The organism is Pseudoalteromonas sp. MB41 (assembly GCF_020966275.1).
Taxonomy (GTDB): Bacteria; Pseudomonadota; Gammaproteobacteria; order Enterobacterales; family Alteromonadaceae; genus Pseudoalteromonas; species Pseudoalteromonas lipolytica.
This window is the reverse complement of the sequence record NZ_JAJJZF010000030.1, coordinates 15298-29575: the sequence shown is the minus strand read 5'-3', so window position 1 is coordinate 29575 and position 14278 is coordinate 15298. Positions and strand designations below refer to the sequence as shown.

Below are 14278 nucleotides of genomic sequence, written 5' to 3'. Positions count from 1 at the left end.
TTTAATTAACGGTTATCGTACACTATCTTATTAATGGGTCTTAAAATTTTCCCCCAATTCTCATATACAGGGATTTATATGAATATCCATGATAACAATATACGTGGTGTCATTTTCGATTTAGACGGCACCTTGGTTTCGTCAGAACTCGATTTTTCACTGATTAAAGCGCAAGTTGGCTGCCCGCTTGAAAAAGATTTGTTAGCCTTTATAGCCGCTTTACCTTCACCTTATATGCGCGAAGAAGCGATGAACATCGTGCATCAACATGAGCTTTTAGATGCGCAGCACTCGCATTTATTGCCAGGTGTTGCCAGTGCGGTTACTGCACTCAAAGAAAATAATATTCCAATGGCTATTGTTACGCGCAATTATGACCGTGCTGCAGCAATCAAACTTAAAAATAACCCTTTGCCAATCGAAACAGTGCTGACTCGCTCAGATGCGCCAGCAAAGCCAGATCCAAGTGCGCTCAATGCGATTGCAACGCTTTGGGAGCTTGATAAATCAGAGCTGTTGTATGTTGGCGATTATTTGTTTGATATTCAAGCGGCACATAATGCGAATATGCGTGCTTGTTTGTATGCGCCAGATGACATTCCTGACTATGCTGATCAGGCAGATTACATACTGCATCATTTTTCAGAGTTACCTAATTTAGTTGGCGCATTTCAACAAAATAAAGTGTTATGTTAAATAGCGCTTCCTTTAATTATTTCTGCATCGTTTTACTTAATTTTTTACGTTCAAGGTTGTCGCCTGAGTTGTTGTCTATTTAAGCGAGAACGATAAACAGACCTGGTACTAGCCCAAGCGACAATGAATTGCTAAAATATCGGCAATTATCAAATGTATTCATAGAGGCATAAGATGGGCAGAGCATTTGAAGTCCGCAAAAACGCCATGGCTAAAACGGCCAATGCAAAAACAAAAGTAAATTCTAAGTACGGTAAAGAGATCTACGTTGTTGCAAAGAATGGTGAACCCGACCCAGAAGTAAACCAAGCATTAAAACGCATTATTGAACGTGCAAAACGTGATCAGGTTCCTGCGCATGTAATCGAAAATGCCATCAAAAAAGCAGCCGGTGGAGCAGGGGAAGACTACTCTCCAGCACGTTACGAAGGGTATGGCCCAGGTAACTGTATGGTGATTGTTGACTGTTTAACAGACAACCCTAACCGCACAATTAAAGATGTGCGTTTACCGTTCACTAAAACTGACTCAAAAATTGGGACGCCTGGTTGTGTCGCGCACATGTTCGATCACTTCGCGGTTCTTGGTTTTGCTGGCGAAGATGACGAAGTGGTACTCGAAGCCCTAATGATGGCTGATGTTGACGTGACGGATGTCGAAGTAGAAGACGGCAAAGTGTCAGTATTTGCACCGCATACAGAATACTACAAAGCAAAAACAGCACTTGAAGAAGCGTTTGAAGGTATTACATTTGAAATAGACGAAATCACGTTTGTTCCACAAGTACATACTGAGATCACTGATCCAGATGATATTGCTAATTTTGAAAAGTTCATCACGATGTTAGATGACTGTGATGACGTTCAAAACGTTTATCACAATGCGATTGTCAAAAACTAATTTTAAAAAATTAGCACGTAAAAAGGGGCATTTGATAACAAATGCCCCTTTTTTGATCAATTTTTATTAGCCGATGAATGGCCATTATTCACTGTATTTATTCCGTTAAATAACAATATCAAGCTGAAAAAATACTGAATTATTGTAGGGATAACATGAGTCGCAAGCGTGTAAGACAGCGCTCACTAACGACTGTATAGATATAAAAGATAAAGCAATACAGGCGCAATTGCCGAGCACAACTCAATACAAAATTTTTGTCTTGTTATCAACGATGTATTATTGCCTCAAAATAGACCACTTAATTAAGCGAAATGGTATATAGACATGCGTTTATTGATTTTTAGACGAAAAAAAGCAGCCCGAAGGCTGCAAAGAACGACACATCAAACTCGAAAGGGAGTGAGAAAAGTGATTAATGTTGAGACTTATACTTTATACGAAACGCATGCAGTAATGGTTCAGTATAACCACTTGGCTGTTTAACGCCTTCTAAAACAAGGGCTAATGCTGCTTGGTACGCAACACTTTGTGCTAGGCTTTCGGCTGAGTCAGCCATATTGGTGTAAGCTGGATCCCCTTCGTTTTGCCCATCGACGACTTTAGCCATACGTGCCATCGTTTTACGAATTTGCTCTTCATTGCATACACCATGATACAGCCAGTTCGCCATATGCTGGCTTGAAATACGTAGCGTTGCACGGTCTTCCATTAAGCCTACATGGTTGATATCTGGCACTTTTGAGCAACCAATACCTTGATCAATCCAGCGCACTACGTACCCTAGAATGCCTTGTGCATTGTTATCAAGCTCGGCTTGGATATCTTCTTTTGATAACGTACTTGGGTCTTTCATCAGTGGGGGGGTAAGTAAGCGTGTGAGGCTTGCTTCTTTACGGTCCATCAGTGTCTTTTGACAGGCAAATACATCAATATCATGATAATGCATTGCATGCAGTGTAGCCGCAGTAGGAGAGGGCACCCACGCGGTATTAGCCCCGCTTTTCGGGTGGCCAATTTTTTGTTCCATCATCAACGCCATTTTATCAGGCATTGGCCACATACCTTTACCAATTTGCGCTTTACCACTGAGGCCTGTTGCAAGGCCAATATCGACATTACGGTCTTCGTAAGCGCTGATCCAAGGTTCTAGTTTTATAGCGCCTTTAGGCAGTACGACACCTGCTTGCATTGAGGTATGAATTTCATCACCTGTACGGTCTAAGAAACCCGTGTTAATAAACACAACACGGTTTTTTGCTTCGTAAATACAGGCTTTTAAATTTGCTGAAGTGCGGCGCTCTTCGTCCATAATCCCCATTTTTATGGTGTTTGCAGGTAAACCAAGCATCTGTTCAACACGTGTAAATAGGGTATTGGTGAAGGCCACTTCTTCTGGGCCGTGCATTTTGGGTTTAACAATATTGATGCTGTGAGCTGACGAATTTTTAAGGCCGTGCGTGCCTTTTAAGTCATGCAGGGCTGCGGTACTGGTGATGATGGCATCCATTATGCCTTCAAACACATCATTCCCCTCGCTATCTTGAATTGCTGGGTTTGTCATTAAGTGGCCTACGTTACGCACAAACATCATGCTTCGCCCTTTTAGGGTCACCGTTTCGCCATTAATACCCTGATATTGGCGGTCTTCAGCTAAGCGACGTTCAATAGTCTTCCCATCTTTGTTGAATGCTTCAACAAGGTTGCCTTGCATCAAACCAAGCCAGTTTTTGTAGACATTAACTTTGTCTTCAGCATCGACCGCAGCCACAGAATCTTCGCAGTCCATAATGGTGGTTAGTGCAGCTTCAAGTACAACATCTTTGAGGCCCGCTTTGTCTGCTTGCCCAATTGGGTGATGATGATCGATTTGTAGCTCAACATGTAAGCCATTATTTTTCAACAGAATAGCACTCGGATTTTGTGCTTCACCTTGATAACCAACCAATTGTTCTGGGTGTGCCAGACGCACTTGGCTGCTATCACGCAAGGTGATAAGTAGCTCGTTATTCACAATGGCGTAGCTGGTACTTTCAATGTGTGAGCCATTGGCTAAAGGCAGTGCTTTATCAAGGAATTGGCGTGCAAAAGCCATTACTTTAAAGCCTCGCACAGGATTGTATGCAGCGCCTTTTTCTGCGCCATCGTCTTCACTGAGCACGTCGGTGCCGTACAGCGCATCGTACAAGGAGCCCCAGCGTGCATTAGCTGCATTCAGTGCAAAGCGTGCATTACTAACAGGCACAACTAGCTGAGGGCCTGCTGTATTGGCTATTTCGGGCTCTACGTGTTCGGTTTCAATTTTGAAATTGGCGGGCTCTGGCACCAGGTAGCCAATCTCCTCAAGGAAACGTTGGTAATTGGCTGCATCCCATACCGGCTGCTGTTTATGGTAGTTATCAATCTTGGCTTGCAGTTGTTCGCGTTTTTCTAAAAGCGCCCGATTGATAGGAGTTAACTCATTAACAATATCGGCAAAGCCTTGCCAAAACGCAGCTGGAGAAATGTCTGTACCAGGTAGCAATTGTTGTTCAACGAACTGTGCTAGCTGCTGGTCAACACTTAACCCATTTAGTGAGAGAGTGGTGGTCATAATAATGTCCTTTAAACGGTCGTAATTCGATCAGTCATGGCTCAACCATATCGTAAAAAAGGGTAAATGGCAGGCTAAATGTCATTCACCAAAAATATAGTGGCAATAACAACTATAAATTTACTAAATCCAAAAAATCGGCCTAATGTTGATTTAAGCGCTACGGAGCGAACACTTCTTAGCCACTCTCACTAACAAAAAAGATTAAATGAACCCGTTCGAAGGATTTTTATTATGACTACATATCAACGCGAAACAGATAACTTAGCGACTTTATGCCAAAGCCAGGGCAAAACGTGGCAATCAATTAACCCTGAATATGCAAGCCGCATGCGTTTACAAAACCGTTTTCGTACAGGGTTAGACATCGCACAGTATACAGCAGATATCATGCGCGCCGATATGGCAGCATACGATGCAGACCACAGCCAATACACGCAATCTTTAGGGTGTTGGCACGGTTTTACTGCACAACAAATGATGATGGCGATTAAACGTCATAATAAAACAACGAAACGCAGCTACGTGTATTTAAGTGGTTGGATGGTTGCTGCACTGCGCTCAGAGTTCGGTCCATTACCTGACCAAAGCATGCACGAAAAGACTTCTGTTCCAGCGCTAATTGAAGAAATTTACACGTTCTTAAAGCAAGCAGATGCACGTGAGCTTGATCACCTTTATAAAGACCTCGATGCGGCGAAAGCAAACGGCGGAGACGTACAAGCAGTCCTTGATAAAATTGATAACTTTGAAAGCCACGTAGTGCCAATTATTGCCGATATCGATGCTGGTTTCGGTAATGAAGAAGCAACATACCTACTTGCGAAGAAAATGATTGAAGCAGGTGCGTGTGCGATTCAAATTGAAAACCAAGTATCTGATGCAAAACAATGTGGTCATCAAGCGGGTAAAGTAACCGTTCCACATGAAGATTTCTTAGCAAAAATCAATGCGGTTCGTTATGCATTCCTAGAGCTAGGCATTGATAACGGTATTATTGTTGCGCGTACTGACTCACTAGGTGCAAGCTTGACACAAAAAGTACCTGTATCTAAAGCGCCTGGCGACTTGGCAAGCCAATATACTTCATTCTTAGAAACAACGCCTGTAAACAGTGTTGATGAGTTAAACGAAGGCGACACAGCAATGAAGCTGAATGGCCAACTATGTAAACCAACACGTTTAGACAATGGTTTATACCAATTCCGTGAAGGAACAGAGAAAGACCGCGTTGTACTCGACTGTGTAACAAGCTTGCAATCAGGCGCAGACTTACTGTGGATTGAGACAGAAAAACCAAACGTTAAACAAATTGCAGAGCTTGTTAACCGCGTTAAAGAGCACGTGCCAAATGCGAAGCTTGTATACAATAACTCACCTTCGTTCAACTGGACGCTTAAGTTCCGTGAGCAAGTATACGCTGAATGGCAAGAGCAAGGTAAAGACCTATCTGCATACCCAAGCATTGATGACAACAAAGCATTAATGGCACCAGAAATGGATGATACTGAGCTTGCTGCAGCGGCTGATGTGCTTGTTCAAAACTTCCAACGAGATGGTGCGCGTGAAGCCGGTATTTTCCATCACTTAATTACACTGCCGACTTACCACACCGCGGCGCTAAGCACAGATATCCTATCAGAAGGTTATTTTGGTGACTTAGGCATGCTAGCGTATGTTCGCGATGTTCAACGTCAAGAAATCCGTCGTGAGCAAGCGTCAGTGAAACACCAAGACTTAGCAGGTTCTAATATTGGTGATACGCACAAAGAGTACTTCTCTGGTGAAAACGCACTGAAAGCGGGCGGTGAAGCAAACACCATGAACCAGTTCTAACCAAGTTGTAATATTCCTTTATAGCTATTCAATAATGTTGTTAGGGGCCTTCGGGCCCTTTTTCACTTTTAGTTATCAGTCTTCAGACTCGCATCCCGTAACTCGCATCTCGCATCTCGCACCTCGCACCTCGCATCTCGCATCTCAGATCAGAGTTTAACTAAGTCTTGGATCAGCCATTTACTAGCTTTTAGAAAAGACAGATCACGCTTTTACCAGCCTGCATTTTTTGGATCAGGATTTAACTACCTCCGCTATTTCTTGGTTGATTCAGCCTATTTATTGCTTATAAGTGTGGGTAAAAGGCCAAAATTGGCTTTTATAGCTGATTAGGGGCGGTAATTTGCGAGGAGAACTTCGTTTATAAACCGATTTTTTACCAACTTAAACGACCTACAAACCAAAATTTTACTAACTGATGCTAGGTTTTTAGCGGCACAAACCGATTTTTTACCAACTCAAGTTATTGATATTGGCCATAAACCGATTTTTTACTAACTGATGATGAGACTATGTCCGATATTTGAGAAATGTATGTAAGGAGTTACTTACATATGTACTGTAAAGGGGGTTTACAATAATGGTTAAGAGTAAAGTCAAAAAGTAACAGCGGGTTTACCCCGCGTAATGGTTTTATTCATGACACGGCATAAAGCCACTGCTACTGGTATGTGCGAAACTATTTTACATTTTATGCTTTGCAAGTGACGCGATATAAAATCGCGTCTAATACTTTTTGCGATAAGTTAAACGAAACTGCGTCACGAAATCAGTTCACCTTGCGCAAATGAAACGTTCTTGCTTCGCTCTATGATTGTTAATCATTTCCACTGTTCTTATCAAACCACCATTGAATATACGCTACTTTGCTCATTAAGTTTGATGGACGAGCTGTAATGCCATGTGACGCATTTGGAATGCGTACCATTGCCGTATCAACACCTTGTAGCTTTAACGCTTGATAGAATTGCTCTGTTTCAGAAATCGGCGTGCGATAATCAGACTCACCCGTTAATAGCATAGTAGGAGTTTTTACATTACCTACATAACTAATGGGTGAGCGTTTCATATAATGCTCAATATTGTCCCAAGGTTTGCCCGGAAACCAATAATCAGCAAAGAAAGGATAGTAGTCGGCAGTTAGTACAAAACTGATCCAATTGATAACCGGCTTCGCAACAACGGCAGCTGCAAAGCGGTCAGTATGACCCACAATCCATGCCGTCAATACGCCACCACCTGAGCCTCCAGTAACAAACAGTTTGCTTTCATCAATAAAGCCTTTAGCGATAACCGCATCGACACCTGTCATCAAGTCATCAAAGTCATTGCTTGGGTAGTTATGATGAATTGTTTGCGCAAACTCTTTACCGTATGAGTCACTGCCACGTGGGTTCATGTATAGAACGACATTGCCCTTCGCAGCAAACAACTGAACTTCAGGGCTAAAGTGAGGTCCATAGTTTGCAACGGGCCCACCATGGATTTCGAGTACCAATGGGTACTTTTTGTTTTTATCAAAGCCAGGAGGGTAGGCAATCCACCCTTGAACAGCTAAGCCATCATGGCTTGATTTAACCCAAATTTCTTCCACTTTAGCCAGCTCTTTGTTGCCAAGTGCATCTTCGTTAAGTTGAGTTAAACGATTCACTTTACCGCGTTTAATTAATGCAATATCTGCAGGGCGCTGAGTGTCAGCCAGTGTAATTGCAACATCACCGTCTTCGCTTACATCAAAATCTCCGCCTGAATACGGGCGACCAAATGCCACACTGCCTATCTTCTCGGTAATAACCTTGTGTTTACCGTTTCGAGGTTGGTACGCTAAATGCGTTTTCCCTTCGCTGTCATAGCTAAAGTAAATGCCTCTACTGTCATCATCCCACTTAATTTCTTCAACGCTACGGTCAAGGTCTGTTGTTAAAACTGAGGTCTCACCAGACTTAAAATCAAGAAGGTAAATGTCACTGTTTTCATAGTTTGTTTTTTTATCATCGTAGCCTGTGTAGGCAAGGTATCGGCCATTGGGAGAGACTGCTGGTCGTGAGTCAGGACCTACCCGGTCGGTCACCTGTGAAATTGATAAGTCAGCTACGTTTAATTTGTAAATTTCCGAGTTAGTAGGTTTTAACTCATGATCTTCATGACGATTAGCTGAAAAATAAAAAGCATCACCCGTTTCGTTAAAGCTAATTGAGCCGCCATGATCAAAGTTACCAAAGCTCAGCTGACGCGCGTTACCGCCAGTTGCACTGATCATGAAAAAATGGCGATAACCCGCCTTTGTATAACCGCCCCCATCGGCACGGTAATAGACGTCATCAATATATTTTGCAGGCTCCGCCCACTTAGCGCCTTCAGGCTTGCCCGGTAAAGACACAGGGCCGGCTGATTTTTCAGGAACAAATTGGCTAAACACCAAATTTTTACCATCTGGCGTCCATGTTAAACCACCCGGACTTTGCGTTAGGTTACTAATTTTTGCGACATTCCCTGTTTTTAGCCACTTAACATAAATTTGGCTACTCCCATCACGGGTTGAAATAAATGCCAAGCGAGTTTCGTCAGGCGACAACACAGGTGAGTAATCCATATGTACGCCGGATGTAAGCGGTAGCATTGTTTTACCATCAGGATTAACCGACCAAATATTACTGACTTTGCGATCGGTTTTAATGTCCATTCGATTTCGTACGAAAAAAATGGTCTCGCCATTTTTTGTCATTTCTAATTGGTTCGCGTATTCAAGATCGAAGACATTTTCAAGTTGGAATGTGTTGCTAGTTTGTGCGTGGCTATAAAAGCTGGCTACAGCAAGTAACGCCAAAGACGCTTTGAACTTCATAATGATTCCTTGTTATTGGTCGGTGTATATTCTGTTATAAAGTAGCAAACCATAAAAATATAGTTCATTGCGATGAATGGAAAAATCAATAGACAGATGCCCAATTCCCTTCTATGTTGAACACACTATTTTTTCTTAAGGAGCAGAAAATGATTGGTTACATAATGTTAGGCACGAATAACTTAGCTAAAGCGGTGAAGTTTTATGATGAACTTTTTTCTACTTTAAACGCTGAGCGCTTTTTAGAAACTGACCGCTTTGTGGCATGGAGCACAGGCCAAGATAAACCAGGCTTTGCAGTTACAAAACCTTATAATGATGAAAAAGCTACTGTTGGTAACGGTACGATGATTGCGATTGCCGTTGAAACACCAGCTCAAGTTGATGAATTTTATAAAAAAGCCATTGAACTCGGTGGAACAGATGAAGGTGCTCCGGGTCCTCGCGAAATGCCCGGTTTCTATGCCGGTTACTTTAGAGACCTAGATGGTAATAAACTTAATGTGTTTTGTTTTACACATGGGTGAGGAAAGTTAGCTGTGCGCTAGGCACTAGAAAATAGGGCCTAGCAAATGTAGCAGCGGCTGTTGTTCGGCGCTAAAGCACCTCCTACCTCGCACCTCGCATCTCGCACCTCGCATCTCGCATCTCGCACTTCGCATCTCGCACTTCGCATCTCGCTCCTCGCACTTCGCATCTCGCACCTCGCACCTGCAAGATTGCACAACTGGTGATGGCCTCGCGCGAAATAAATTTCACGCCTACAAGAAAATCGTGGGGTTATCTTAGCAGTGATGAAGCGGCTTTTGTTCGGCGCTAAAGCACCTCCTACCTCGCACCTCGACTATCTAACCACTAACGACTAACCACTAACGACTAACCACTAACGACTAACCACTAACCACTAACGACTAACGACTAACCACTAACCACTAACGACTAACCACTAACCACTAACCACTAACCACTAACCACTAACCACTAACCACTAACGACTAACGACTAACCACTAACCATCGAAAGCTGACAGCTAAAGTCAGAACTCCTACACACTTCTACTTATTTTTATTACACTGCTGCTATACAAAATAATTATAAAAATAAGAGTAGTAGTATGACGTCGAAATTGCTTAAATCGCTTTCTTGTTTATTTGCTTTAAGCCTTGTGGGTTGTGGTGGGGGTGAGGTGTATACCGCGCCAGCAAAGGATGAATTTGCTCATGGTGATGAGTTATTAAGTGCCGCAGCATTGACTGAAGATGCCAGTCACTCTCTACTCGCAACTGAGTCTAAAGTGTGTGTTTGGGATAACCAGTTAAAAGCACGTCTATACGATTGCATAATAGGGCAGGGCGCTGAGCATGTGGAGCTTGCGGGCTTTAGTGCTAACAAATCGCGTTTTTATATTTCTAATCGTTTATCGGTGACCTTATTTGATACCCGCACGGGTCGAAGTATTGGCTCTTGGCTAACAGGGCAGGAGATAGCCAGAGATATCGCTATTTCAGCGTCAGGCGATACATTAGTGATTGCTTATCGTAGCGGCAAGGCTGAGGTAATAAATACCCGTACGGGCGATACTAAGCGCTTTGACATTCATCGTCTTGATATTAATAGCGTGGCGTTGTCGGCTGATGGGCTATGGGCGTTTACCGGCTCGAGCGACAAATACGTTAAGCTTTGGTCAACGAGTGATGGCAGTACACGCTTTGAACAGCGTTTAGCTACCAGAGTGAATCGCGTCACCTTAAATAAAGCAGGCACGTTAGGCTTTGCAATCGACTCGGTCGATGATCGAATTTTCTTTGATTTAGCCAATAAAAAAGAGCTTGCTGAGGTAGCCTCATACTCTAACTTTATTGAGTTCACTGCATCGCAATTTATCAATCAAGACAAATGGCTATTAACGGGATCGCCAAAAATGAAGATGCGATTATACCGTGTTGCTGATGGCGAGCTAATCGCTGAATATGAAGCAAAACAGCAGCGCCAACGTACCTCGGTGCTGAGTGTGGCTTACGATGGTACGCAGTTGTATTCAGAAACCAGTGACGGTCTATTACAGGCTTGGCCGTTTGAGCCAAAAAGCAGCAAATAGCAGATAAAACAAAAACGCCTACTTTAAGTAGGCGTTTTTTAGATTTCTAATTTTAACTAGTAATCAAATTTATGCTTGGTAAACAAGCTTTGTACTTGTTGCCATACTGCACCCGGTTTACCGTCACCCACCAATTTACCGTTCACTTTTACCACAGGGCCCACTTCTTTGGTGGCGCTGGTGATCCACACTTCGTCGGCATCGAGTAGCTCATCTTTGCTTATAATGCGCTCTTGGACCTTAAAATCACTGTGGCTGTGTAAAATATTGAGGATTAACCAGCGAGTGATTCCTGGTAAAATTTGGTTATCAAGTGGTGGAGTGCTGATCGCCCCCTCTTTTACAATAAACACATTACTTGAACTGGCTTCGGTAATTTCTTCTAAGCGGTTAAATAAAATTGTTTCTTTGTTGCCCGCTGCTGCGCCATGTTGGTAATGCATAACATTGCCCAGTAGCGCTGTTGATTTTATATGGCAGCGTTGCCAACGACGGTCTTGCTCAAGTGATACCGTGTACGTTGTTGCACTGTCGACATCGCTTTTGGGCTCTGCAGGAATTTCAAAGGCAAAGGCGAATACGGTTGGCGTGATATTGCTTGGGTAGCCGTGGGCGCGTTTTGTGTCGGCACCACGACTAACATGCAAGTAAATGCCGAGGTTATCACCGTGGTTTTTTTCGCATAAATCGTTACAGATTTTACGCCACGTATCAGCACTGTAATCTAGCTTTATTTCGAGCTCATTTAAGCCGTTATTCATGCGTTCGATATGCGCACCAAAGCCGAGCATTTTACCTTTATAAGATGGGATCACTTCATAGATGCCATCACCAAATAAAAAGCCGCGATCCATTGGTGAAATCTTTGCTTCATCAGCACTTAGGTATTCACCGTTTAGGTATACCGTACCCATTGTTAAACCTCATTCTGTCTAGTAAGTTGGCGAAGCCGAGTTATTAATTGTTGGCCATGCATTGCATGAAGGCCGTCTTCAGTGAGCTCGTTTTTATGGGTAACACCATCTACACTGCCGCGCTCACTTAGGTATTGCAAAATGTTCAAAGGCTCTATATCAGCCAAAAAATCGGTGTTATGCCAGCGGCTTAAAAATGCGATAAGGCCATAGGCTGCCCAGTTAGATACATCGGCAAGTAGTAATTCATCGCAAGGCGTTACACTGGGTGTTATGTTGAGCCCATGCATATGCTTTGCAAGATTACCCATGCCAATTTCGTTGCCACCATCGCCTATTGCTATGGTTGGGCAGGTTGCTTCTGTTATAAAAAAATCAAAACAGCCACAGTGCTCCGAAATATCGATACCACGCATATTGTAATAACGTTGATGCTCATTAAGCCCCGGACGTTCGATTGACAGTACGCAATCTGGCTTTAATTGCTCAAGCGCTTTAATGCTAAAAGTGCGGGCATTTTCAATACTGTTAATCGGCAATTCAAAACAGTTAAAATCGTTTTTTAATGCGCTGTAAAGGGGGTTGCCAGTGACTAAAATGGGCTGTTTTCCTAGCGTGTCTAACACGCTATAAAGTGCAATTGCACCAACCGGGCCATCGGTTTCAAAGGTGTTATTAACCGCAAATCCAGTGCCAATTAATACCGGTCCATTTGCTTTATGTAATGCCTGAGCTGCGCGTAAGTACGTGCCGGTGCTTTGCATTGCGTATAAATGCTGCATACCACGTGGATTTTGTTCAACCATCATGGTTTCAATTTGTTGGCTGAAGGCTTCGTCGCTTAGGCTTGCTGACATAATGTTTTAATCTCTTGAATTAGGGCAATGCCTGCTTCGTTATCACCATGCACGCAGAGGCTATCTGCATTCAGCGTTAACTGTTGACCGCTTCGAGTGGTCACAGTACCGTGTTTAATCAACTGTTTAACTTGTGCGATTAACGCGGGCTTGTCGTGTACACTGCCAGCAAGGTTACGTGACACAAGTGTACCTTCGTCGGTGTATTGGCGGTCGGCAAATGCCTCTAAAATAAGTTCTAAATTGAGTGCGCTTGCGTGTTCTTTGTGTTTATCTGCTTGATTGGTAGCTAAAATCATTAATTTTAATGACTTTGGGTAACTTGCAACGGCACGCATTACACTCTCTAAAATACGCTCATCACGCATCATGTCATTGTAAAGCGCGCCATGAGGTTTCACATAATTAAGTGTTAAACCATGCACTGCTGCCATGCCATCAATCGCCGCTATTTGGTAATGCAGGCAATTTATCAATTCTTGAGCGCTCATAGCCATTGAACGGCGACCAAAACCTTGTTTATCGGGGTAGCTTGGATGAGCGCCAACAGTGACATTATGCTGCTTGGCAAGGGCTAATGTGTTTGCCATTACATCGGCATCACCCGCATGAAAACCACAGGCAATATTGGCCATATCAATATGTGGCATTACTTGCTCATCAAGGCCCATTTTCCACATGCCAAAGCTTTCGCCTAAATCGCAATTAAGTTTCATGGTCATTTTATAACGCCGCCATTCTACTGTTTGGAATATCGGTGATCAGCATATGACCAGGACTATGTGTAATGCAAAAATCGGGTGCTGCATTCGCAATGGCAATTTGTGGGGTGACACCACAGGCCCAAAACACCGGAACTTCGCCATTTTTAATGGTGACAGCATCGCCAAATTCAGGCTTATTTATATTTTTTATACCAATCGCTGCTGGGTCACCAAAATGAACTGGTGCGCCATGAACACTTGGAAAACGGCTACACACTTGAATAGCGCGAATCGCATCAGCAGGCTTCATTGGTCGCATACTTACGACCATATTTGCATGAAACATTCCTGCACTTTGACAGGGCATATTAGTCACATACATCGGCACATTTTTATGCTCGGTGATATTACGAATTTCAAGCCCTGCGGCAATCAATGCTTCTTCAAATGAGAATGAGCAGCCAATTAGAAAGGTCACTAAATCATCACGCCATACATCGCTTATGTCAGTGACTTCTTCAACCATTTGACCATTTTTGAATATGCGATAGCGAGGCAAGTCGCTGCGTATATCAATGTCTTCACCAACGGTTGGCATATCGGTTACACCTGGCGAGTGGCTGGTTGCAATAATAGGGCATGATTTAGGGTTGGCTTGGCTAAATTGCAAAAAGTCGAACGCATATTGTTTCGGTAAAATAACTAGATTTGCCTGCACGAAACCAGGAGCAAAGCCAGAAGTATGACCGCTGTAGTCACCTGCCCGCACCAATTTCCTAATCGCTGCTGGGGTCGTTAATGATGCATCTTTTTGCACGTGCCTCTCCTTCAGTAT

11 protein-coding genes are annotated in these 14278 nt (G+C 43.2%); 5 read left to right on the top strand and 6 right to left on the bottom strand.

The window, feature by feature from the left end; all coding sequences use genetic code 11:
• Nucleotides 1-78 precede the first annotated feature (78 nt).
• Nucleotides 79-696: an HAD family hydrolase gene (locus LPA49_RS19565; RefSeq protein WP_036972573.1), complete on the top strand. Its 618-nt coding sequence runs from the start codon at nt 79-81 to the stop codon at nt 694-696.
• A 174-nt stretch (nt 697-870) separates the two neighbouring features.
• Nucleotides 871-1596, top strand: a complete 726-nt coding sequence (locus tag LPA49_RS19560; protein WP_036972571.1) for a YebC/PmpR family DNA-binding transcriptional regulator — start codon at nt 871-873, stop codon at nt 1594-1596.
• Between the two features lie 415 nt (nt 1597-2011).
• Here the strand turns inward: LPA49_RS19560 and LPA49_RS19555 are convergent, their stop codons facing one another.
• Complete coding sequence (locus LPA49_RS19555) at nt 2012-4189, bottom strand: malate synthase G (RefSeq protein WP_230237527.1); 2178 nt, start codon at nt 4187-4189, stop codon at nt 2012-2014.
• A gap of 234 nt (nt 4190-4423) precedes the next feature.
• Here LPA49_RS19555 and LPA49_RS19550 point away from each other — a divergent pair, with 234 nt between their 5' ends.
• The gene (locus tag LPA49_RS19550) at nt 4424-6025 is read left to right on the top strand and encodes an isocitrate lyase (protein WP_036972569.1); all 1602 of its coding nucleotides are present in this window, start codon (nt 4424-4426) and stop codon (nt 6023-6025) included.
• Nucleotides 6026-6842: 817 nt separating this feature from the next.
• Here LPA49_RS19550 and LPA49_RS19545 read toward each other — a convergent pair.
• Nucleotides 6843-8870, bottom strand: a complete 2028-nt coding sequence (locus LPA49_RS19545; RefSeq protein ID WP_065979218.1) for a S9 family peptidase — start codon at nt 8868-8870, stop codon at nt 6843-6845.
• 149 nt (nt 8871-9019) lie between these two features.
• Between LPA49_RS19545 and LPA49_RS19540 the strand changes: the two genes are divergently transcribed.
• Both LPA49_RS19540 and LPA49_RS19535 read left to right on the top strand, forming a co-directional pair.
• A complete protein-coding gene (locus tag LPA49_RS19540; RefSeq protein ID WP_065979219.1) occupies nt 9020-9397 on the top strand; it encodes a VOC family protein in 378 nt (125 codons plus the stop codon).
• 587 nt (nt 9398-9984) lie between these two features.
• Entirely contained in the window at nt 9985-10968 is a 984-nt protein-coding gene (locus tag LPA49_RS19535) for a WD40 repeat domain-containing protein (protein WP_230237525.1), read from the top strand.
• Nucleotides 10969-11024: 56 nt separating this feature from the next.
• Here the strand turns inward: LPA49_RS19535 and LPA49_RS19530 are convergent, their stop codons facing one another.
• The 4 genes from LPA49_RS19530 to LPA49_RS19515 are packed head-to-tail and all read right to left on the bottom strand — an operon-like array spanning nt 11025 to nt 14260.
• Nucleotides 11025-11882 carry an aminotransferase class IV gene (locus LPA49_RS19530; RefSeq protein WP_230237523.1) on the bottom strand — a complete coding sequence of 286 codons (858 nt, stop codon included), beginning with the start codon at nt 11880-11882 and terminating at the stop codon, nt 11025-11027.
• Between the two features lie 2 nt (nt 11883-11884).
• Nucleotides 11885-12739, bottom strand: a complete 855-nt coding sequence (locus tag LPA49_RS19525; RefSeq protein ID WP_230237521.1) for a glutamate cyclase domain-containing protein — start codon at nt 12737-12739, stop codon at nt 11885-11887.
• Nucleotides 12724-13455, bottom strand: coding sequence for a 5-oxoprolinase subunit PxpA (locus LPA49_RS19520; protein WP_118845284.1), 732 nt, complete (start codon nt 13453-13455; stop codon nt 12724-12726). Before LPA49_RS19520 ends, LPA49_RS19525 begins: the two co-directional genes overlap by 16 nt.
• Before the next feature lie 7 nt (nt 13456-13462).
• The gene (locus LPA49_RS19515) at nt 13463-14260 is read right to left on the bottom strand and encodes a putative hydro-lyase (RefSeq protein WP_036972558.1); all 798 of its coding nucleotides are present in this window, start codon (nt 14258-14260) and stop codon (nt 13463-13465) included.
• Nucleotides 14261-14278 lie beyond the last annotated feature (18 nt).